Genomic DNA, 20,186 nt, shown 5'->3' with positions numbered 1-20,186 from the left:
GCGTCCTTGAAGTTTCAGGAAGAGGTTGATATGCAGGCAATGATTTTGGCGGCGGGTTTTGGTACTCGTCTTCTACCCTTTACAGCAATACGGCCTAAACCTCTTTTTCCCATTTTGGATACGCCCCTGTTGATTTTGACCATTAGGCGATTGCAGCATGCGGGATTTAGAAAAATTATTGTCAACTGTCATCATCTGCGGGAGCAGATTGTCCAGGCTGTGCAGGGGATTGATGGCCTTATTATTCAGGAAGAGGAGACGATTCTTGGCACTGGCGGTGGTTTGCGCAGGGCCCTGAGCTGTCTGGACGATGCGCCTTTGCTGGTGACAAACAGTGATATCTATCACAACCTGGACTATCGGAGCCTGTATGATGCACATTTACGGGCGTGCCTGCCCGTAACCATGGCCATGCATGATTGCCCTCGTTTTAACGGGGTTGGGGTGCTGGGAGAAGAGGTGGTGGGCTTTGGTGCCGGGTCACTGAAAAATGCAGCTTTTTCTGGTTTGCATGTTCTCGATCCCTGGGTTTTAAGGGATATAGAGGAGGAGAGCTTTTCCTGTATTATAGATCGCTACAAAAGGCTCTTGGCAGGTGGTGGGAGGATTTCATCCTACCGAATGGATGAGTCTTATTGGGCGGATATGGGTACTCTTGCCGACTATCTCGATCTGCATGCGGGTTTGTTGTCCTCTCGGGTGCCGGTGCTTGCCGAGCTTTTGCCTGCTGTTCAATTAAGCTCGGTGCCCCCTGAAGGTGTGGAGGTGACCGATTGGGCCTATTTGCCGGACTCTGTCCGGGTAAAAGGAGCCTGTCGCTTGGCCCGTTCCGTGGTCTGGCCCGGGGCGGAACTTCTGGAAGGCTGTTCCTATAGGGATACCATTGTGACATCTGAGATGAGTCTTGGCGGAGAGGTTATCTGATGCAAGAAAAAGATAGGGCTGTGGTGACTGAGTTACTGCAGAAGGCTGGCAGAGAGGATTTTATCCCTTTGCAGGAGAATCAGCTGGCAGGAGATGGATCTTCACGGCGTTTTTATCGATTAGCCAGTGGTGGCGAGACCCTCATTGCCGTCTTGCCGGCTGGAGAGGAGGCAAAGGATAGGGCTGAATCTCGTGCTGCCTACCATATAGGAGGTTATCTTCTGGCCTGTGGTACTCCCGTTCCCGCGATATACGGTTGGGATGAGGCTTCTGGAGGCTTGCTCTTTCAGGACCTTGGTAATACTCGCCTGCAGGATGTGGCCCATACAGAAGAGGGACGACAGCTTTATCGCCAGCTTGTTCGTGCCCTTGCCGGCATGAACTGTAGGGCACGAGGCATTGACAGCAGTTGGTGTTGGGATAGTCCCTGCTATGACAGGAGCCTGATGCTGGAGCGAGAGTCCGGTTATTTTTTGCGGGCATTTTGGCAGGGTCTGCTCGGTCAGGAGGTGCCCATTGGTCTTGCAGAGGAGTTCTCCTCCCTTGCTGATGCTGTTTCATTATACTCCACCGACTTTTTTCTCCATCGCGATTTTCAGTCGCGAAATATTATGATCCATGCCGGTAGGCCCTCTATTATTGATTTTCAGGGAGGACGCCGGGGCCCATTAGGCTATGATCTGGCCTCTCTTCTCTATGATCCCTATGTTGATCTGGACGAAGATTTTCGTGCCCTGCTCTGGGAGGACTACCTTGCTGCTCTGGGTGCGCAGATAGATATTAGCCGAGAGGACTTTGCCAAGCAGTACAGTCTCCTTGCCTGTCAGCGTAGTCTACAGATAATAGGGGCCTTTTCCTGGTTGTCAGCGGTGGCAAAGAAGACATTTTTTGTCCAATTTATCAGACCATCTCTGCTCAATTTGGAGAAAATACTTTCAGCCCCTTACTACCAAAATTATAGGGTGCTGAGACAGACAGTTCGCAGGGGCCTAAGTCTATATAGATAAAGGCTCTGAAAAAAACGAAAGATGCTTTTCTCGGAGGTAAGCATTGCTCTTTATCCGATCGGCATTACTTTCTGTGATCAAAGTATAGTTGGTGCAAAATTGCTTTGTATCGGGTAAATAGAGCCCTAATTTTTGAAAGGGAAAACGCGCTTGCCATGATGTATTTCATTCGCGGAGGGCTTGCTTTCGTTTATCCGCATGAAATAACGTAGAGGCAAAAGGAAAATATGTCAAATAGTTCATGTCCTATTGTTGCTTTGGTTGGTCGACCTAATGTCGGTAAATCCACCCTCTTCAATAGAATAACAAAATCAAGAAATGCCCTTGTTGATCCAACTCCTGGAGTAACGAGGGATCGCCAATATGAGCGGGTTGTATGGAATAATCGGGCCATGATACTGGTCGATACCGGTGGAATTGATGATAATCCGGAAGATGTGTTGGTACCCCATATCCGCGATCAGGCCCTTGCTGCTATCGAAGAGGCTGATATTGTCCTCTTTTTGATGGATGGTCGTGAAGGTCTGACCCCTGCAGATTATGAGGTGGTGGATATTCTTCGTCGGGCCAAGAAACCTGTTTATCATGTGATAAATAAGATAGATGGCCCGGAGAAAGAGCTTGAGCTTCTCTGCCCATTTTATGAACTGGGTGTAGAAACACTCTGGTCCCTGTCAGCTGATCACACCTTTGGCTTTAACACCTTAATGGATGCTCTTAGTGAGACCATTGAGGCAAGCACCATGAGCCAGGATCTTCCCGATGGCACCGTTAAGGTTGCCTTTTTCGGTCGTCCCAATGTCGGTAAATCATCGATGATTAACCGCATTCTCGGTGAGGATCGGATGATTGTTTCTGAAATTTCAGGAACAACCCGGGACTCCGTTGATACCCTGCTTACCCATGGCAACTACAGTTATCTCCTTATTGATACTGCGGGAATCAGACGTAAGGGAAAGACCACGGAAAAACTGGAGAAATTTAGTATCCTTAAGTCTCTGGGCGCTCTGGAACGTTGTGATGTTGCAGTTATCCTTATCGATGCCGACGAGGGTATTACCGAGCAGGATACCAAGGTTATTGGTTATGCCCTGGATCAGGGTCGTGGTCTCATTATTTTGGTCAATAAGTGGGATCTGCTTGAAGGGGATAAGAAACGCCAGGATGAGGTGCTCGCAGAGGTTGGACGTCAGCTTCCCTTTATTGGTTTTGCCCCGCTTTTAACCGTATCAGCCCTGAGTGGTTTCGGGATCAAGAGACTCTTTCCGGTTATCGGTTCTGTCTACCGTCAGTACAGTGCTCAATTCTCTACCTCGACGATCAACAGACTGCTTCGCGAGGCTGTAACTGTACATGCGCCACCGATCTATAAGAACAAGCGCTTGAAGTTCTACTACTCTTCGCAGATTGGAACCTGTCCGCCTAAGTTTGTTATTATGTCGAACTCAAGTAAGGGCGTCCATTTTTCTTATCAACGATTTCTGTCCAACAGGTACCGAGAGGGGCTTGGCCTCGATAAGGTGCCTATTCAGCTTATCTTTAAGGATAAGTCTGGCCAGCGCGTTTAGAGAGTAGGGAGCCTAAGTAGTAGAGACCCAAAACAGTATCTTTTCTGATACCGTTTTGGGTTTTTTTGTGTCTGCCTGATGGGCGTTGGACTACGCCTTCAGTGCCTTTTGGTAAGCACGTTTGAAGGCCGCAGCAGAACCTGCGATGGTTTCATCGGGCACGCAGAAGGCAAGGCGAATATAGCCTGGGGCGCCAAATCCACGGCCTGGTACGGCAAGTATCTTCTCTTCCTGTAGAATTGCACAGAATGCCACATCATCTTCGATGGGTGATTTTGGAAAGATGTAAAAGGCTCCCTTGGGTGGGACGAAATCAAAACCCGCCTCGGTGAGGATCTGACAAAAGGCCTCTCTTCTTCTCGCATACCTCTCATTGTCCACGGAAATACCTTGAAGTTCAGCAATAACCCTCTGCATAAGTGCGGGGGCGTTGACAAAACCGAGTATTCTGTTGGCCAGAGTCATGGCGCTGACCAGTTCCGCTTTTTCGCTAATCCCGGGGTGAACGGCCACATAGCCAATTCTCTCTCCTGGTAGGGAGAGATCTTTTGAGTAGGAGGAGACGATGATGCTGTTGCTGTATGCGGCAAAGATGCTAGGTACTTCGATGCCGTCATAGGTGATCTTGCGATAGGGCTCATCGGAGATAAGGTAGATGGTGCTCCCAAATTTCTCTCCCATCTCGGTGAGGAGGAGGCCCAGTTCTGCCAGAATCTCTTTGCTGTAAATCTGTCCAGTAGGGTTGTTGGGCGAGTTTATAATGATCGCCTTGGTCTTTTCGCTGATGGCCTCTCGGATGGCAGCCATATCGGGATTGAAGTTCTCGTCGGTCTGGACAACCCTGCTTTTGCCACCGTGATTATCCACATAGAAATCGTACTCAACAAAGTATGGGGCAAGAAAGATTACCTCATCACCTGGATTGAGCAGGGACTTCATGATGACGTTGATGCCACCGGCAGCCCCGCAGCTCAGAAGCATATCAGATGCGACAACCTTCACTCCCTGTTCCTTGGCCATTTGGCCTGCCACAGCTTCGCGTACCCAGAGGTGGCCGCCATTGGGCATATAGGAGTGGGTGCCAGGGCCATTGTCGGCTGCAATTTTGGCGAGGACTTGATCAAACTGGGCAGGGGGAGGTGCATCGGGATTACCGAGGCTGAAGTCAAAGACGTTTTCAGCGCCAAATTCAGCCTTCATCTTACCGCCCTGCTCAAACATCTTGCGAATCCAGGAAGATTTTTCCGCAAAGATCTTCATCTTACTTGATATGGCCATTCTCTACTCCTGCTCTTGATTTGAGGGGATCCTGAAAAAAACTCCTCTCTGCAAATCTCAGTCTAATAAAAAAAGTGTCCTCGCAGGTAAGCCTAGGCTCTTACCCATGCTTTCGGTGCTCATTTTTTATTATGCCTAGATCTTTATCGAAAGGTTCAAGTCTTCAAGCTATCCCTAACGTAAAACAGGCCTGGAAACTGTCATCTTCCAGGCCTGCCATTCTATGAAAAAAACGGCCTGTATTTACTGTCTCTTCTTGAAGTAATCGTAGGCGGCGTTAATCTCCTTCATCTTTTCTTCAGCAACTTTTTTGAATTCCTCACCGAGGTGTGCCACCTTGTCGGGGTGATACTGCATACTGAGTTTACGATATGCCTTTCTTATGGTTTCAAATTCTGCTCCTGCGTCAACACCCAACACGGTTCTGAACTGTGCCTCCTGGTTGCCTCCTCCTCCTCCTGTTGGATGCTGGCTTTGGTAGCGATATTTTGCCTCCATAGTCCGTTGGTCATAGTCTGAGATATCAAGGTATTTCGCAATATTTCTGGCTATCTGTAACTCGTTATCGGGTACATGGCTATTGCTGTACATTACCTGATAGACAAGCTCTAGAAGAATAAGCCTGGGCTCATAGGCAAAGGATGTCTTGAATTCCTGTAAGAGGGACTCAAGGCTATTGTTTGAAGAGGATGCTTCCTTGATCAGTTCTTTCACCCAGCGCATCTGGGTTTGGTTATAGCGCAGACTGTCCTGGAAGAAGCGTTGGATGGTCAGGACCTCTTCTTTGGTGAGAACACCATCGATTTTGGCGATATGGACCAGTATATGGGTGAGGAGCCAGACGAAACGATTATGGCTCTCCGTCTGTGACTGTTCGTAATCGACAATTTTGCGTCTCATCCAAAAGGAAAAGCCCCATAGAATGGCAACGATAAGGACAATTGTCGTGAGGGCAAAGGAAAAAATGGAGCCGAGAAAGGAGGCTCCTCCCGGGATAAGCATCAGTAAAAGAAGGATGATAAAACATCCACCGCAACCTGGCTGTTGTTGTTGTTGGTATTTCATAAGGAACCTATAGGAGATGGGGGTAGGTACGGTGAGAGTTCCTCTCTCACCGTCCGCCTCTATTAGTTGTCTCTTGTTTGAAAAAGAGCCTCGATAAATTCGTTGTGGTCAAAATCACGGAGGTCATCTATCTGTTCACCAATACCGATAAAGCGGATAGGTGTATCCAGCTCCCGTGATATATTGGCGACAATGCCGCCCTTGGCAGTGCCATCAAGTTTGGTCAGGGTTATACCGGTTATGCCGACGGCATCGTTGAAGAGTTTTGCCTGGGAGATACCATTTTGTCCGGTGGTGGCATCTATTACCAACATAATTTCGTGGGGGGCACCGGCACAATTTTTACCAATAACCCTTTTGATTTTCTTTAACTCTTCCATAAGGTTGGTCTGGGTGTGAAGGCGACCGGCTGTATCGATCAGGACAACGTCATACTCTTCAGCCACGGCCTTGGCTATGGCGTCGTAGGCTACAGAGGATGGGTCAGCCCCCTCTTGGCGGGAGAAGACTGGGACCTCGTTGCGCTCGCCCCAAATTTTCAATTGAGAGACGGCTGCTGCTCGAAAGGTGTCTGCGGCAACGAGCATAACAGAGTTTCCTGAATTGACAAATTTCTTTGCGATCTTACCAATTGTTGTTGTCTTGCCAACCCCGTTAACTCCAATCACCATGATGATAAATGGGCCTGATTCCGGCATGACCAGCTCTGCATCTTCCTGGGCTTCTTCTATGAAGGAGGCAATTTTTGTTTTAATGGCCTCCTTCAGGGCGGCAGGGTCGGAGAGTTCCTTTCTCTTAGCCTTGCGACGGGCAAATTCCAGTATCTCATCCGTGGTGGAAACGCCAAGATCAGCCATGATGAGAAGCTCTTCGAGGTCGTCGAGGAGGTTGGTGTCGATCTCTTTTTTTCCGAGAAAAAGACTGTCAAGCTGATAGGTAAAGGCCTCACGGGATTTGGCCAGCCGGGCACTGAGCTTTTTAAACAGAGAGGGTTTCTTTTCCTCTTTGCTGGGTTTTTTTTCTATAAGGGCAGGAGGTGCGGGCGGTGAACTTTTCTCAGCTTCTGTAGCCTGTTCTGGCTTCGGCTCTGCCTTCGGCTCTGCCTTGGCTGGTGCCGGAGCGGCAGCCATTTCAGTTATTGGTTTGAGCGCGATGACCTTCTCTTTTTTGCTAACCTCTTCAGGGGCAAGAGGTGGGGCGGAGATATCCTCTTGAGCCAATGGCGCGGGTGCTGTCTCAATCGCTGTCGCAGTGGGTGGTTCCTCTGGCTCGATTACTGCCTCTATTTCGCTGGGCTCTTTCCTCTCCTTGCCTGTAGCCACTACCTCTCTTGGGGCATTGACGACTTGCTCTACCTCTTCCACCTCTATCGGTGGCAGAACAGCTTCTTCTTTTTTAGGAGCTGTGTCTGTTTTCTTTGAGAACTTTTTTTTGAACCAACCGAGCATATTATCCTTCCTGTGGTATTGCGGCAATCTGTCGCTATGAGCCTATAATGAATTGTAAAAGTTTTGTGAGAGGTTACCTTACGAATGAAACAGTAAGAAATCAATCAAAAGAATACCTGCTCTGCCTTCTATGCAAAAGTAAAAAGGTGCTTTGTTCAGAACTTCTTTCTCTTTGTTTTTTAGCATCTATTTACCTGTGCTAAAGAGACAATATGATAGAAATAAGTTTGGGGCATTAAACTATTTGCTTTTCCTGTTAACAAGATTACTTTAGTGTCTGCTTTGCGTGTCTTTATTTCTTATTGTTGTGCGATTATAGCAGATATTTCAGAGATGAGAATCTTCTATTTTCAAGTAGAATTGTTTTCACTTTTTATATGTCTTTACCTAAGTGAGTTATCACAAATTATAGGAGGAAGTACAATGGCTGGATCATGTGGAAGTTCCTGTAGTAGTCAAGAAAGCCAACAGGCGGCGATGGCTCAGCAGGAAAATGCAATTACAAAATCTCTTGGTAAGATCAAGAACAAGATTATTGTGATGAGCGGTAAGGGCGGTGTTGGTAAATCAACTGTTTCTGTAAACCTTGCCCTGGGGCTTGCTAATCGCGGTCATAAGGTTGGTTTGATGGATGTTGATATTCATGGACCCGATGTTGTACGCATGTTGAATATGACCGGAAGTCTTGAACCACCTGAGTCTCCCGATGATTTAGTAGCCACTCTTGACTACAATGAAAATCTGAAGGTTGTTTCTATTGAGTATATGCTTCGTGATCGTGACGAGGCCATTATTTGGCGTGGACCAATGAAGATTCAGGCAATTCGTCAATTTATTTCTGATATGGATTGGGGCGAACTTGATTATCTTATCATTGATGCTCCTCCGGGTACCGGTGATGAACCTCTTTCTGTAGCTCAAACCATCCCTAATCTGAAGGCTATTGTGGTAACAACTCCACAACAGCTGGCTCTTGCAGATGTACGTAAATCGATTAACTTCTGTAAGGTAGTTAAGCTTGATGTGATTGGTATGGTTGAGAACATGTCAGGTTTTGTTTGTCCTGAATGTAATGCTGTCGTAGATATCTTTAAGTCTGGTGGTGGTGAGGCCTTGGCCCGTGAGTATGACCTGCCCTTCCTTGGTCGTATCCCTATGGATCCGCGTATTGTTATCGCAGGTGATGATGGTGCTCCTTATCTGGTTACAGATGCAAAAAGTCCTGCTGTTGATGCCTTTACCAAGGTGCTTGAGGCCGTTGAAAATCGTGTGCCACCCGTGGCTCCAATTCAAATGGCTGCCCCTGGGGCAGTAGCTCCTAAGGTCGCACCGAAGGCTGCAAGCAGCTGTGGTTGTGGTACTGGTGGTTGTGATACTGAAAAGTGTGATTGTTAGAGTTTGTTGAATATTTCACAGGCGAAAGTTCGCCTGTGAAATCAAATAGGGGCCGTTTGAAAGCTGCAATCTTTCAGCTAACCCAAAAAAAATGGTAGTGTATATGAAAATAGAGCAGATAACAGTGGGGACGATGGGCGTTTGTTGCTATCTCGTCAGCTGTGAGAAGACCAAGAAGGCTGCCCTTATAGATGTTGGTGGTGACGAAGATCGCGTGCTTGCTGCAATTGAGAAGGCAGGTTTGGATCTTCAGTATATTATTGCCACCCACGGTCATCCGGATCATGTCTGTGGTAACCGTAGAATACAAGAGGCAACGGGGGCAAAGATTATCATGCATGCCCTGGATGCCGAGTTTTTTGCCAAGGCTGAGGTTAAGGATCATTTTTCCCATCTGGGTCTTGAGTTCTCTCCGCCCGTGGATATTACCGTGGTCGATGGCGATACCATAAATATTGGTGAGGTTGTTCTTAAGGTTCTTCACACTCCCGGTCATACTCCGGGCGGAATGTGTCTTTATAATAATGATGGTCCTGATGGTGATCTCTTTACTGGAGATACCCTCTTCGTGACCGCCGTGGGACGCACCGATTTCATGGGTGGCAATCATCAGGACCTTCTCAACTCCATCAGGACCAAGCTCTTCGTCCTGCCGGATGAGACCATTGTTTGGCCTGGACATGGCTATGGCGGGGATCGTTCTCACATCGGTTTTGAAAAACGAGCCAACCCTTTTCTCAAATAACTCTTGAATTTAACTCAATAGACCCCTATGCGTGAAATAGTTCTTGGTACAGCAGGTCATGTAGATCATGGCAAGACAAGCTTTGTCCGGGCCCTTACAGGGATAGAGACGGATCGCCTTAAGGAAGAGAAAAAACGTGGCATTACCATTGAGTTGGGTTTTGCCTATATGGATCTTCCCTGCGGGCATCGCCTCGGCATTGTTGATGTCCCCGGCCATGAAAAGTTTGTTAAAAACATGGTGGCGGGTGTCTCCGGTATGGATATTCTTGCCTTTATCATTGCCGCCGATGAGGGCATTATGCCCCAGACCAAAGAGCATTTTGAAATTTGTCAGCTGATGGGGGTGAAGCAAGGTCTGATTATTCTCACCAAAAAAGATCTGGTTGATCCCGATTGGCTGGAGATGGTTGAAGAGGAGATTCGGGAGTTTTGCCAGGGCAGCTTTTTAGAGGATGCCCCTATTCTTCCCGTCTCATCTGCCTCTGGTGAGGGTTTGGATGAGGTGCGGGATGTTCTCGATGAACTGGTGAAGAGGCAGAGCTTTAACGAGATATTTGGTTCTTTTCGCCTAGCCGTTGATCGTGTTTTTGCCATGAAGGGTTTTGGGGCAGTGGTGACGGGGACGTCACTTTCCGGCCGGGCCGCACTGGGTGATGAGTTGCGTTTCTATCCCGGTGAGCTGGTAGCCAAGGTGCGAGGTCTTCAGGTCCACTCCGAGGCTGTGGATTATGTTGAGGCTGGGCATCGCACGGCTATTAACCTGCAGGGAGTGGATATTGCGGATATAGCGCGTGGTATGGTCCTGGCCCATGATGGCAGCCTGCAGGCGACCTATATGCTTGACTGTGAATTCCTCTATATCGCCTCTAATAGCAAGGCGCTTAAACATCGTGCCCGGGTGCGGGTTCACCTTGGTACGGCTGAGATAATGGGCAGAATATCCCTGCTTGATCGGGATGAGTTGCAGCCCGGTGATGAGACCATGGTGCAGGTTTTACTTGAGGAGCAGGTTGCTGTTTGGCCTGGTGATCGTTTTGTGGTGAGAAGTTACTCTCCTGTCGTTACCATCGGTGGTGGTACTGTTTTAGGTAATGTCTCGCCCAGAAAGCGCAAGCGGGTCAACGAGGCAGATCGGCAGAAAAACATTGCCGCCTATCACTGTCTCAAGGTTGGGGATTACGAAGAAAAGATTCTCTTCTTCTTGAAAGATGCGGGGATGACAGGGCTCTGTTTGGATGATATAGGCGTGCGTCTGGGGCTCTTTGCCAAGCAGCTGAAGAAGGTCATTGCTGCCCCCCTTTCAAGCAGGCGGATGATCATGGTTGATCCCTCCCTGCAACGCTATATTTTTGCAGAGTATGGAGAGCAACTGAAGGATCGACTTATCCTAAGCCTTGTTGCCTACCATAAAGAAAATCCTCTGCAGGCAGGTATTGCCAAGGAGGAGTTACGTTCAGGTCTTGGGGCCCGGGTGGATGCCAAGCTCTTTAACTGGTGTCTCGCCGATCTTGTCCGTAAAGATGTTCTGGTGCAGGAAGATTCTCTGGTCCATATGGCAAGCCATGAGGTTGCCCTGAAGGCTGATGAGGAAGAGCTGCAGCGGGACTTGCTCGTCTGGTATCAGCAGAGGGGGACAGCGACCCCCACCATTCGGGAGACCATGGACCATTTTGCCGATTATTCAGAGTCTCTGGTCAAAGAGGTCCTGGCCCTGCAATTACGTGAGGGGAAGCTGGTTAAGATCAGCGAGACGCTCTACTATGCAAAGGAGATCATAGACGAGTTAAGTAGGCAGATCGAGGAGCGTATTCAACGCCTGGGCGAGATAGACGCCCCGGGGATGAAGGAGCTGAGCGGTCTCTCCAGGAAATTTTCTATTCCAATTCTCGAATACTTTGACCGGGTAAAATTGACCATGCGGGTTGGTGATAAGCGCATTTTGCGTCGTAAGGCCTAACTGCAGCTGTCAGTTAAAAGCTGTCAGCTAAAAGTGAAAAACAGTTAGCGCTTTTTCAGCCTGATTATTTTTCGCCATTCTGCCTCTAAGCTCTAGCACAGCATTTAAATTTTCGGGTAAAGTCGTTTCAGCTTTACCCGTGTATTATCCAAAAACTGATATATGTATCTCTTTTACTCAAATGCGAACCAGTAGTATGGCTTGATCATACGACGGTAGTATGGCTTGATCATACGACGGTAGTATGGCTTGATCATACGACGGTGGTATGGCTTACGACGAAAGAAAAGAGCCTCGCCACTACGCTCATCCCCCAGCTATTAAATATGGTTTTTTGAAATTCTCACTGTAGGCTGATTATCTGGTACTGTCGTTTCTTTGCTTTTTAATTAATTTGCTCTGTGATCTCTGTGATCTCTGTGATCTCTGTGGTTAACTGCTTTTCGTTTTTCGCCACTTCGCTACGCTCCGCTTCTAAGTTGTAGTCTCCTGCCAGCCTATGGAGATGAGCTGTTTGCTTGTCTCCGTTTTTTTGAATTGGGCAGCGATTGCCAGACCAACAATGGCAATGATGTTACCATCACCGTTAATGAGCACCGGATAGAGTTGCTTGTCCTCACCGTGTACTTTTTTGTCGGTGAGGAAGCGACTAACCTTCTTCCTGCCTGGTGCACCCAGAGGATGGAATTTTTCCCCTGCTCTGTGGAAGCGGAGGAGGAGGGGAAAATTGATCTTTTCCCTGTCCACCAAGAGCCGACCTTCTCCCGCCCCTTCGCCTGTGGAGATGGTCAGTTGCCGATTGAGTTCAGGGATGGCAAAGATACCCTCGCCGTCGATTCTACGCTCTAGTCGTATCTCTCTTTCGCCTTGGCGGGTGGCAATTCTGCCCAGTGGGTAGTGGAAGACCACTTGGCTTATCTCTTTTTTCACCCGTAAACCACTACCGAGTTGTAATGTCTTTGCTGAGGTTCCCTCTGTTGCCAATCGGCAAATATTTTCAATATGGGTAAAACTGGGTTGAGCGTCCATCTGCCAACAGATAAGCTCTATGACTCGTCTCTGCAGTGCCTGGTGTCCCCCGGAAAAACTACGACAATCAAGCTCTGTCTTGGGCAATTTCCCTTCCCTGTTGATTCGAGTGGATCTGTTAAATAGTTCGCGGGCGCTTTTCTCCAGGAAATCTTCCTCCGACTCCAGGATGGAACTGGTATTTAAAATAGTTCTGCGGAGGGATGGGTTGTACTCTTCAAGCCTTGGCAGGAGGTCGAGTCGGATGCGATTGCGCAGGTAGCAGGGCTCTCTGTTGGAGGAGTCTTCGCAGTGGTCAATACCTCTTTCCTGCAGATAGAGGAGGAGATCGGCCTTGGTAAGGGAGAGCAGAGGGCGGAGGAGGAGGCCGTTCTGGTAGGGCATTCCCGAAAGCCCCCTGCGACCTGAACCACGTAGGAGTCTGATGAAAAACTCCTCTACTTGGTCATCTGCGTTATGGGCCACCATGATATACTTGGCCCCGTAGCGCTCTCGGGCCTCTGCAAATGCCTGATAGCGGAGCCTGCGGGCGGCGTCTTCCGTGGAGAGCTTGTCACAGTTTTTCAGGGCCAATACGTCAACGCTGATGGATTCAAATTCTGCGCCGACGGCCCCTGCCTGCCCTTTGACAAAGGATATTTCCTGTGGAATTTCGTCGGGGCGTAGTCCATGGTCAATGTAGATGGCGATAAGTTGCAGATCGAGATTCAGCTCTGTCAGGATATGAAGGAGGGCGATGGAGTCTGCCCCACCCGAAACGCCAACAATGATTTTATCCCCTGACTTTAGCGGAAGTTTCTCTTTAATAATATTTTTGACTTTCAGGGTTATCATCTTATAATAAATTGTCTTTTCTAACATTTTTGGTACTGTATGTGGTGGATAGGCGATATATACTATATTTTAAAAGGAGACACTATGTGTGAAGAGGTGAGTCGTACCTGTATAAAGAAACACTTGCTGGAGCAATTTGGTTTAGAGGAGGCGCAGATAGATGCCTTGATTCCTCGTTTTTGCACCGCCATGATTCAGAATCAGCAGGAGCTTGATACTGCGATCGCCTCGGCGGTCATGGCAGATATCGCCCGGGCAGCCCATAAAATTAAAGGTGCTCTGCTTAATCTCGGCTTGCAGGGGGCCGGTGACTGTGCCCTGACCATTGAGCAGGCCGCAAAGCAGGAAAGTGTCTCCTTTGATTTTTCAGGTGTTTCAGGGAAGCTTGCAGAGATCCTTCGACCTCTGCAGCAATAGGGGCTAATTTTCTCTAAGGCTCTCCAATAATCTGACATGGATGTTGTCAAAGCCACCATTTGAAAGAATGGCAACGACATCTCCTGGTTGGAGGAGACTTTTAAGGTGGAGGAGGATCTGGTCGGTATTGGCAAAAGAGGCCGCCTTGAGCCCGCGTTTTTTTAGGTCGCAGGTCAGCTGTTTCGAGGAGAAGAGCTGGTCTGCGGGGTAGTCCACCAGGGGGACGGGCTCGCGGAGTAGGACAATATTGCTGCTGTCAAAGGATTCGCTGTACTGTTTTTGAAAGATGGTTCTTCTTGATGAGTTGGTACGAGGTTCAAAAACAGTCACCAGGCGGTTCTGTGGGTAGGCAGCTTTGAGGGCCGCCAGTGTTTCTCTGACCGCTGTTGGATGGTGGGCAAAATCATCAATGACAGTGATATTGTTTTCTATTCCCCGTATCTCCTGTCTTCTCTTCACGCCCCCAAAGGCCACCAGTCCCTGGTTGATGGTTTTGGTATCAAGTCCAAGATGGTGCATGATGGCACAGACGGCAAGGCTGTTGAGACAGTTATGCTGTCCGGGCAGTGCGACGGTGAAGCTGTCCCAGAGTGTGCCGTCTTTGAGCACTTCAAAGTGGGTGTAACCGCTCTGGCTGCTTATCTTGCCCAGAGACCAGGGGAAGGAGCTGTTGAGGCCATAGCCTTCTACCGGGCAGGGGGCGGCTTGGGCCAGTTCGGCAATATCGGGATTGTCCAGATTGGCAATAAGCAACCCGTCCGGAGGCAAGAGCTGGATGAACTTGGCGAAGGCTCGTTTTATCTGCTCAAGATCAGCAAAGATATCGGCGTGATCAAACTCCAGAGAGGTGATCACCGCAATCTGGGGTCGGTAGTGAAGGAATTTAGATTCCTTATCAAAGAAGGCGGTATCGTACTCATCACCTTCTGCAACGAAATATTTTCCCTTGCCCAGTCTGAAATTACTGTTGAATTCACGGACAATTCCACCAATCATAAAGGTGGGGTCAAGTTTTGCGTGGTAGAGTACGGAGGCCAACAGAGAGCAGGTGGTGGTCTTGCCGTGGGTGCCGGTGATCACCAGTGAACTGCGGGAGCGGATGAAAAAATGAGCGAGGGCCTGGGGAAAGGAGAGGTAAGGCAGTCCCCTCCGGCCAACTTCAAGGGCCTCTTCGTTGCTACGGCGAATGACATTGCCAATAATAACAAGATCGGGTTCCTGGCTAAGATTTTTTGCAGAGTAGGGTTGGTGGAGATGAACTCCAAGATCTACCAGAAAATCAGACATGGGCGGATAGACCTGTTGGTCGCTACCACTTATCCGGTATCCGAGGCTCTGTAGCATGCCAGCTAGGGCAGCCATACCTGTTCCGCATATACCAAGTATATGGATATGTTCTATTTTCTCAGGGACCTTGTTCAGGAGGGGATCGAGTTCCATATTATCTCTGCGCACTCTTTCTGATAGAGTTATGAATGTTGGTAAAGGATTCGCCGAAGGTGGCGGGGGTAACCCGACCAACCTCGATAAATTTTATGATAATTTCCTTAGAGATCTTAAGGAGCAACTCTTCAGAAACGGGTGTGTCCTTTGTGTTTTCTGGTGGTGCCATCTCTTCTACCTTGGCTATAAAGAGTAAAAGGCAACCTGCTACCCGAAGAAGGCCAATTCGTCAAAAGTAGCAGGGCACCTCTGGTAAGGAATAACCTTTCGGGCCATCCCAAATTCTTGGTAGTGATGCTATTCTGATCTCTCCAATGGAGAGATCAGAAGAGGAATCCCGCCTTTTGATGCTGTTTAGTTAGCGCGATGCACGGACCAACCTGTGCCGTCGGCGCCATCCTTGAGGGTGATACCTTTTTCCAAGAGAATATCTCTGATTTCGTCGCTTCGAGCCCAGTCCTTATTTGCTCGGGCATCAAGACGTTGCTGGATATAGCTCTCTATCTCTGCTTCAGTGATATCGATTCCGCTCAGCATCTTCTCTTTTCGCTGCTGGAGGAAGAGGTTGGCATCTTCTTGGAGCAGTCCGACGATGCCGGCAAGTTTCTGGATAAGGGTCATGCTGCCCTTGAGCATCTTGACGTCCAGGGCGCTTGGGGTGTCGGTTAATGCCCTTTGGGCCCGGTTGATGATTTTGATTGCATCATAGAGGACACCAAGCGCTAGGGCGGTGTTGAAATCATTGTTCATGGCTTCTTGGAAGCGCGTCTCAATGGAGTTCAGCTTGGCCGCATCTTTGGCTGAGATAAGGGCAGGCAGGGTGGGATCGCCCTTGGCCAGTTGCTGAATATCGTGCAGACATTCATAGAGGCGAACCAGAGCTGTCTCAGCATCCTGCATGGCAATCTCAGAAAAATCCAGTGGGTTACGATATTGGGTGGAGAAGATAAAGGCCCGGAGGATCTCTGGATGATAATGATCTAAGATATCCTTGATGGTGAGGAAGTTGCCCAGAGATTTGGACATTTTCTCATCTTTAATGGTGACAAAACCGTGATGAATCCAGGTGTTGGCAAATGGCTTGCCGTTGGCACCTTCACTCTGGGCAATTTCATTTTCGTGGTGGGGGAAGATAAGATCCTTGCCACCGCCGTGGATATCGAAATTTTCACCGAGATATTTGCGACTCATGGCAGAACACTCTATGTGCCAGCCAGGGCGACCTGGTCCCCAAGGGCTCTCCCAAGAGGGCTCGCCTGGTTTTGAAGCCTTCCAAAGAGCGAAATCCATGGGGTTTCTCTTCTGCTCATTGATGGAGATACGGGCACCTGCTTGCATGTCCTCAATATTGCGTCCCGACAGCTTGCCATATTCTGGAAAGGAGTTGACCACATAGTAGACATCACCTGCCGATGGGTAGGCCATATCCTTGTCCACCAGTTCCTGGATAATGTCAATCATCTCCTGAATATGCTCGGTGGCCTTTGGTTCAATATCAGGGCGAAGGGTACCGAGGTTATCCATATCGGTATGGAACTCGTCGATAAAGCGTTCTGCCAGTGCTTGGGCCGTAACCCCTGTTTCGTTTGCTCTGGCGATAATTTTATCGTCAATGTCTGTGAAATTACGGACAAAGGTTACCTTGTAATCCAAGTAGCGCAGATAGCGCACGATCATGTCAAAGGCCAGAGCTGAGCGGGCATGACCTATATGGCAGTAATCATAAGAGGTAATGCCGCATACATAGAGTTTGACGTGGTTTGGTTCAATGGGTTGCAGGGGCTCTTTCTTACCGCTTAAGGTGTTGTATACTCGGATATCCATTGTATAATTTGTAGAGTGTTTGCTCTTCTTGTATTTTAAAGGAAAAATTGTAGTATGTGACCTGTACTATCACCTACTCTGCTTGTATATAGTTCTGAGATTTTTGCCAGGATTATGTTCTTTATTGTTGACCCTTTAGGCAGAAAAAACAGAAAAACTATTAATGTTCAAGTAACTAGAATAATCCTTTAGAGGAGAAAAGACAAGAATGAGCCGTAATATGAATAAAAATCTCCCCTGGAGCGAGGCCCTGAAGCAGTGGCTGACCCCTCAGGTGCTGGTGATGTTACTTCTTGGCTTTTCTGCAGGAATTCCAATTTTACTGATATTTTCAACCCTTTCCGTCTGGCTTAGGGAGGCTGGGGTGAGCCGTTCTGCCGTCACATTTTTTAGTTGGGCGGCCCTTGGCTATTCATTTAAATTTATCTGGGCTCCTCTGGTCGATCTCCTGCCCCTTCCCTTTCTCAGTAAAAAATTGGGAAAGAGGAGGTCCTGGCTCCTCCTGTCGCAATGCTCTATCATAGCTGCCATTATTTGGATGAGTTCTCTGGATCCGGTTTTGGGAGGAACAAACCTTGTCCTGATGGCCCTGGCTGCGGTTTTTCTTGGCTTTTCCTCGGCTACCCAGGATATTGTCATTGATGCCTATCGGATAGAGCTTGCCGGGGAGGAGAAGCAGGCCCTGTTGGCCTCGGTCTATATTGCTGGTTACCGGGTGGGGATGTTGGTAGCAGGTGCCGGCTCCCTGTTCATTGCCTCATATTTTGGGACGGATGCAGGGGCCTATCACTATTCAGCCTGGCGTTTCACCTATTTGATAATGGCGGTCATTATGCTGGTGGGGGTTGTAACCACTCTCTGCACCTCTGAGCCAACCAGAGCCGCCCACCCGAGGCATCAGTATAGTCCTCTGGCTTACTGCAGGTTTCTTTTTCTCTTTGCCCTTATGGCCCTCTCCTTTGCCCTCAGCTTTTTTTACGGTGCTCATCTCTTCTCTGGCCTGTCCTGTCTGTTTTTGCCAATTTTAGGTGAGCAGGGGGCATCTTTTTTTGTTGAGGCAATTCATTTGTTTTCAGCCCTGCTGGTTGCCCTGGCGGTGGGGAAAATGGTGGCAAAGACAGGTCTTGTCCCGACAGGAATGCTGGAGGCAAGTTATGTGCGACCAGTACGAGAATTTTTTGATCGTTTTGGTATGAGGACAGCCCTCTTGCTTTTGGCTTTGGTGGGTTGTTATCGTATTTCTGATATTGTCCTCGGGGTGATCTCAAATGTCTTTTATCTGGATATGGGCTTTTCTAAGAATGCCATTGCCGGCATAACCAAAACATTCGGTCTTTCCATGACTCTGGTCGGGGGCTTTTTAGGGGGGGTACTGACCCTGCGCTTTGGTATGTATAGGGTCTTGATGTTGGGGGCGGTTTTAGCATCCATAACAAATATCTTTTTTGCCCTGCTCGTTGGTGCAGGCGAAAATCTTGGCCTTTTAGCTCTGGTTATAGGCGCAGACAATCTCTGTGCCGGCATTGCCTCCACCGCCTTTGTTGCCTTTCTCTCCAGCCTCACCAATATATCTTTTACGGCGGTGCAGTATGCAATATTTTCTTCTATAATGACCCTGCTTCCTAAGTTTATTGGTGGATATAGCGGTTCTATTGTGGGTAGTATTGGTTATGAACAGTTTTTTATATTAACAGCCCTGATGGGCGTTCCCGTAATTATACTTGTTTTTTTCGCGGGTAAAATGATAAAAACAGACCCTGTTTTATAGGTTTAACTCGGACTGTTTTATAATAAAAAGGATGAGATATGATTGTTCCCGTAATTATGGCAGGCGGCTCTGGGACTCGACTTTGGCCCCTCTCCCGTGCCCTTTATCCCAAGCAGTTTTTGCCACTTGTCGGTGAGGAGACAATGTTGCAGGCAACGCTTAATCGCCTTGCCGGTCTCGATGTGACAGCCCCGATAACTGTTTGTAACGAAGAGCATAGGTTTATTGTGGCCGAACAGCTCCGTTTTTTAGACCAATTGGGTAAGATAATCCTTGAGCCCGCAGGAAGGAATACGGCCCCCGCCGTAGCTCTGGCTGCAAGCATTGCCCTTGAAAAAGGTGAAGATCCCCTTCTTTTGGTCCTGGCCGCAGACCATGTTATTGAAGATAGCGCAGGTTTTGTCCAGGCCATCCAACAGGCCCTGCCTCTGGCTGAAGAGGGTTGTTTGGTGACCTTTGGTATTGTCCCCACCTCAGCCCATACGGGATATGGCTATATTCGTCGTGGCGGGCCTGCAGCTGTGGGCTTCAGGGTTGAGGAATTTGTCGAAAAGCCCGATGCTGCGGTTGCCAAGCAGTACTTTGAAGGTGGTGAATTTTATTGGAACAGCGGTATGTTTCTCTTTCGAGCCAGCACCTATCTGGCAGAGCTGAGAAAGCATCGAGCGGATATCGCCGATGCCTGCTTGGCCTCCCTTGTCTCAACCTGTCATGATGGTGATTTTATTCGGGTTGACAAGGACTATTTTTTGGCCTGTCCTGAAGAATCGATAGATTATGCGGTAATGGAGAAGACCGAGGATGCCGTGGTTGTTCCCCTGGATGTAGGTTGGAATGATATTGGTTCTTGGTCTGCCCTTTGGGAGGTTGGTGACAAGGATGCCCAGGGAAACAGGGTTCGAGGTGATGTGTTCTTGCAGGAGACTACTAATTCACTTGTCCATGGCGGGGATCGTCTCATTGCCACCATTGGTCTTGATAACGTGGTGGTGGTTGATACCAAGGATGCCCTGCTGGTGGCAACTAAGGATCGAGTCCAAGAGGTAAAACAGATTGTGCAACGGCTCAAGGACGAGGGGCGGAGTGAAGCTCGTCTCCACAGGGAGGTTTATCGTCCTTGGGGTAAGTACGATTCCATTGATGCCGGCGGGCGCTATCAGGTAAAGCGAATCAGTGTTAAACCGGATGCCAAGTTAAGCGTGCAGATGCATCATCATCGGGCTGAACACTGGATTGTGGTCTCGGGGACTGCCCGGGTAACCAAGGGAGAGGATGTTTTTTTGGTAACAGAAAATGAATCGACATTTATTCCAGTGGGTGTGCTTCATGCCCTTGAAAATCCCGGTAAGGTGGATTTGGAACTCATAGAGGTGCAGTCAGGTCCTTATCTTGGAGAGGATGATATTGTTCGTTTTGAGGATCTTTACGGGCGAATAGAGAGTTGCTCTGATGCACAGTCAAAAAAAAAGCGAGAGGTGTAAC

16 protein-coding genes are annotated in these 20,186 nt (G+C 48.6%); 9 read left to right on the top strand and 7 right to left on the bottom strand.

The genetic code is table 11. The annotated features are described in order from the left end of the window. The first annotated feature begins 6 nt into the window (after nt 1–6). The 3 genes from DP_RS14885 to der all read left to right on the top strand — a co-directional run bounded on the left by DP_RS14885 (nt 7) and on the right by der (nt 3,499). Nucleotides 7–924 (top strand): nucleotidyltransferase family protein, encoded by a 918-nt coding sequence (locus DP_RS14885; protein ID WP_011190182.1) that lies wholly within the window; start codon nt 7–9, stop codon nt 922–924. Next, complete coding sequence (locus DP_RS14880) at nt 924–1,931, top strand: aminoglycoside phosphotransferase family protein (protein ID WP_011190181.1); 1,008 nt, start codon at nt 924–926, stop codon at nt 1,929–1,931. Before DP_RS14885 ends, DP_RS14880 begins: the two co-directional genes overlap by 1 nt. 227 nt (nt 1,932–2,158) lie before the next feature. Then, nucleotides 2,159–3,499 (top strand): ribosome biogenesis GTPase Der, encoded by a 1,341-nt coding sequence (der, locus tag DP_RS14875; RefSeq protein ID WP_011190180.1) that lies wholly within the window; start codon nt 2,159–2,161, stop codon nt 3,497–3,499. Nucleotides 3,500–3,589: 90 nt separating this feature from the next. On the opposite strand, the gene DP_RS14870 is transcribed toward der, so the two are convergent. The 3 genes from DP_RS14870 to ftsY all read right to left on the bottom strand — a co-directional run bounded on the left by DP_RS14870 (nt 3,590) and on the right by ftsY (nt 7,290). Then, nucleotides 3,590–4,777 (bottom strand): pyridoxal phosphate-dependent aminotransferase, encoded by a 1,188-nt coding sequence (locus DP_RS14870; RefSeq protein WP_011190179.1) that lies wholly within the window; start codon nt 4,775–4,777, stop codon nt 3,590–3,592. A 243-nt stretch (nt 4,778–5,020) separates the two neighbouring features. Continuing rightward, nucleotides 5,021–5,842 carry a TerB family tellurite resistance protein gene (locus DP_RS19050; protein WP_011190178.1) on the bottom strand — a complete coding sequence of 274 codons (822 nt, stop codon included), beginning with the start codon at nt 5,840–5,842 and terminating at the stop codon, nt 5,021–5,023. Nucleotides 5,843–5,904: 62 nt separating this feature from the next. Next, nucleotides 5,905–7,290 (bottom strand): signal recognition particle-docking protein FtsY, encoded by a 1,386-nt coding sequence (ftsY, locus tag DP_RS14860; RefSeq protein WP_041278088.1) that lies wholly within the window; start codon nt 7,288–7,290, stop codon nt 5,905–5,907. Nucleotides 7,291–7,713: 423 nt separating this feature from the next. Between ftsY and DP_RS14855 the strand changes: the two genes are divergently transcribed. The 3 genes from DP_RS14855 (at nt 7,714) to selB (ending at nt 11,389) form a co-directional block, all read left to right on the top strand. After that, nucleotides 7,714–8,685, top strand: coding sequence for an Mrp/NBP35 family ATP-binding protein (locus tag DP_RS14855; RefSeq protein WP_041278087.1), 972 nt, complete (start codon nt 7,714–7,716; stop codon nt 8,683–8,685). 103 nt (nt 8,686–8,788) lie between these two features. Continuing rightward, complete coding sequence (locus DP_RS14850; RefSeq protein WP_041278086.1) at nt 8,789–9,430, top strand: MBL fold metallo-hydrolase; 642 nt, start codon at nt 8,789–8,791, stop codon at nt 9,428–9,430. Nucleotides 9,431–9,457: 27 nt separating this feature from the next. Beyond that, on the top strand, nt 9,458–11,389 hold the full coding sequence (gene selB, locus DP_RS14845) for a selenocysteine-specific translation elongation factor (protein WP_011190174.1): 1,932 nt from the start codon (nt 9,458–9,460) through the stop codon (nt 11,387–11,389). A 474-nt stretch (nt 11,390–11,863) separates the two neighbouring features. Here the strand turns inward: selB and tilS are convergent, their stop codons facing one another. Further along, the gene (gene tilS, locus DP_RS17145) at nt 11,864–13,279 is read right to left on the bottom strand and encodes a tRNA lysidine(34) synthetase TilS (RefSeq protein ID WP_011190173.1); all 1,416 of its coding nucleotides are present in this window, start codon (nt 13,277–13,279) and stop codon (nt 11,864–11,866) included. A 57-nt stretch (nt 13,280–13,336) separates the two neighbouring features. Between tilS and DP_RS17140 the strand changes: the two genes are divergently transcribed. Continuing rightward, the gene (locus DP_RS17140) at nt 13,337–13,669 is read left to right on the top strand and encodes an Hpt domain-containing protein (protein ID WP_049785122.1); all 333 of its coding nucleotides are present in this window, start codon (nt 13,337–13,339) and stop codon (nt 13,667–13,669) included. 3 nt (nt 13,670–13,672) lie between these two features. Here DP_RS17140 and mpl read toward each other — a convergent pair whose 3' ends face one another. From mpl to cysS, 3 genes are all read right to left on the bottom strand, one after another. Beyond that, nucleotides 13,673–15,109 carry a UDP-N-acetylmuramate:L-alanyl-gamma-D-glutamyl-meso-diaminopimelate ligase gene (gene mpl, locus DP_RS14830; protein WP_011190171.1) on the bottom strand — a complete coding sequence of 479 codons (1,437 nt, stop codon included), beginning with the start codon at nt 15,107–15,109 and terminating at the stop codon, nt 13,673–13,675. 1 nt (nt 15,110) lies between these two features. Beyond that, nucleotides 15,111–15,281 (bottom strand): hypothetical protein, encoded by a 171-nt coding sequence (locus tag DP_RS18270; protein WP_011190170.1) that lies wholly within the window; start codon nt 15,279–15,281, stop codon nt 15,111–15,113. A gap of 185 nt (nt 15,282–15,466) precedes the next feature. Next, nucleotides 15,467–16,936, bottom strand: coding sequence for a cysteine--tRNA ligase (gene cysS / locus DP_RS14825; RefSeq protein ID WP_011190169.1), 1,470 nt, complete (start codon nt 16,934–16,936; stop codon nt 15,467–15,469). 220 nt (nt 16,937–17,156) lie between these two features. Here cysS and DP_RS14820 point away from each other — a divergent pair, with 220 nt between their 5' ends. Next, nucleotides 17,157–18,704, top strand: coding sequence for an AmpG family muropeptide MFS transporter (locus tag DP_RS14820; protein WP_049785165.1), 1,548 nt, complete (start codon nt 17,157–17,159; stop codon nt 18,702–18,704). 38 nt (nt 18,705–18,742) lie between these two features. Continuing rightward, entirely contained in the window at nt 18,743–20,185 is a 1,443-nt protein-coding gene (locus DP_RS14815) for a mannose-1-phosphate guanylyltransferase/mannose-6-phosphate isomerase (RefSeq protein WP_011190167.1), read from the top strand. Nucleotide 20,186: the final 1 nt, after the last annotated feature.

This window comes from Desulfotalea psychrophila LSv54, from assembly GCF_000025945.1.
GTDB lineage: Bacteria > Desulfobacterota > Desulfobulbia > Desulfobulbales > Desulfocapsaceae > Desulfotalea > Desulfotalea psychrophila.
Note: the sequence above shows the minus strand (reverse complement) of the source record. Positions and strands in the feature narration are given on the sequence as shown.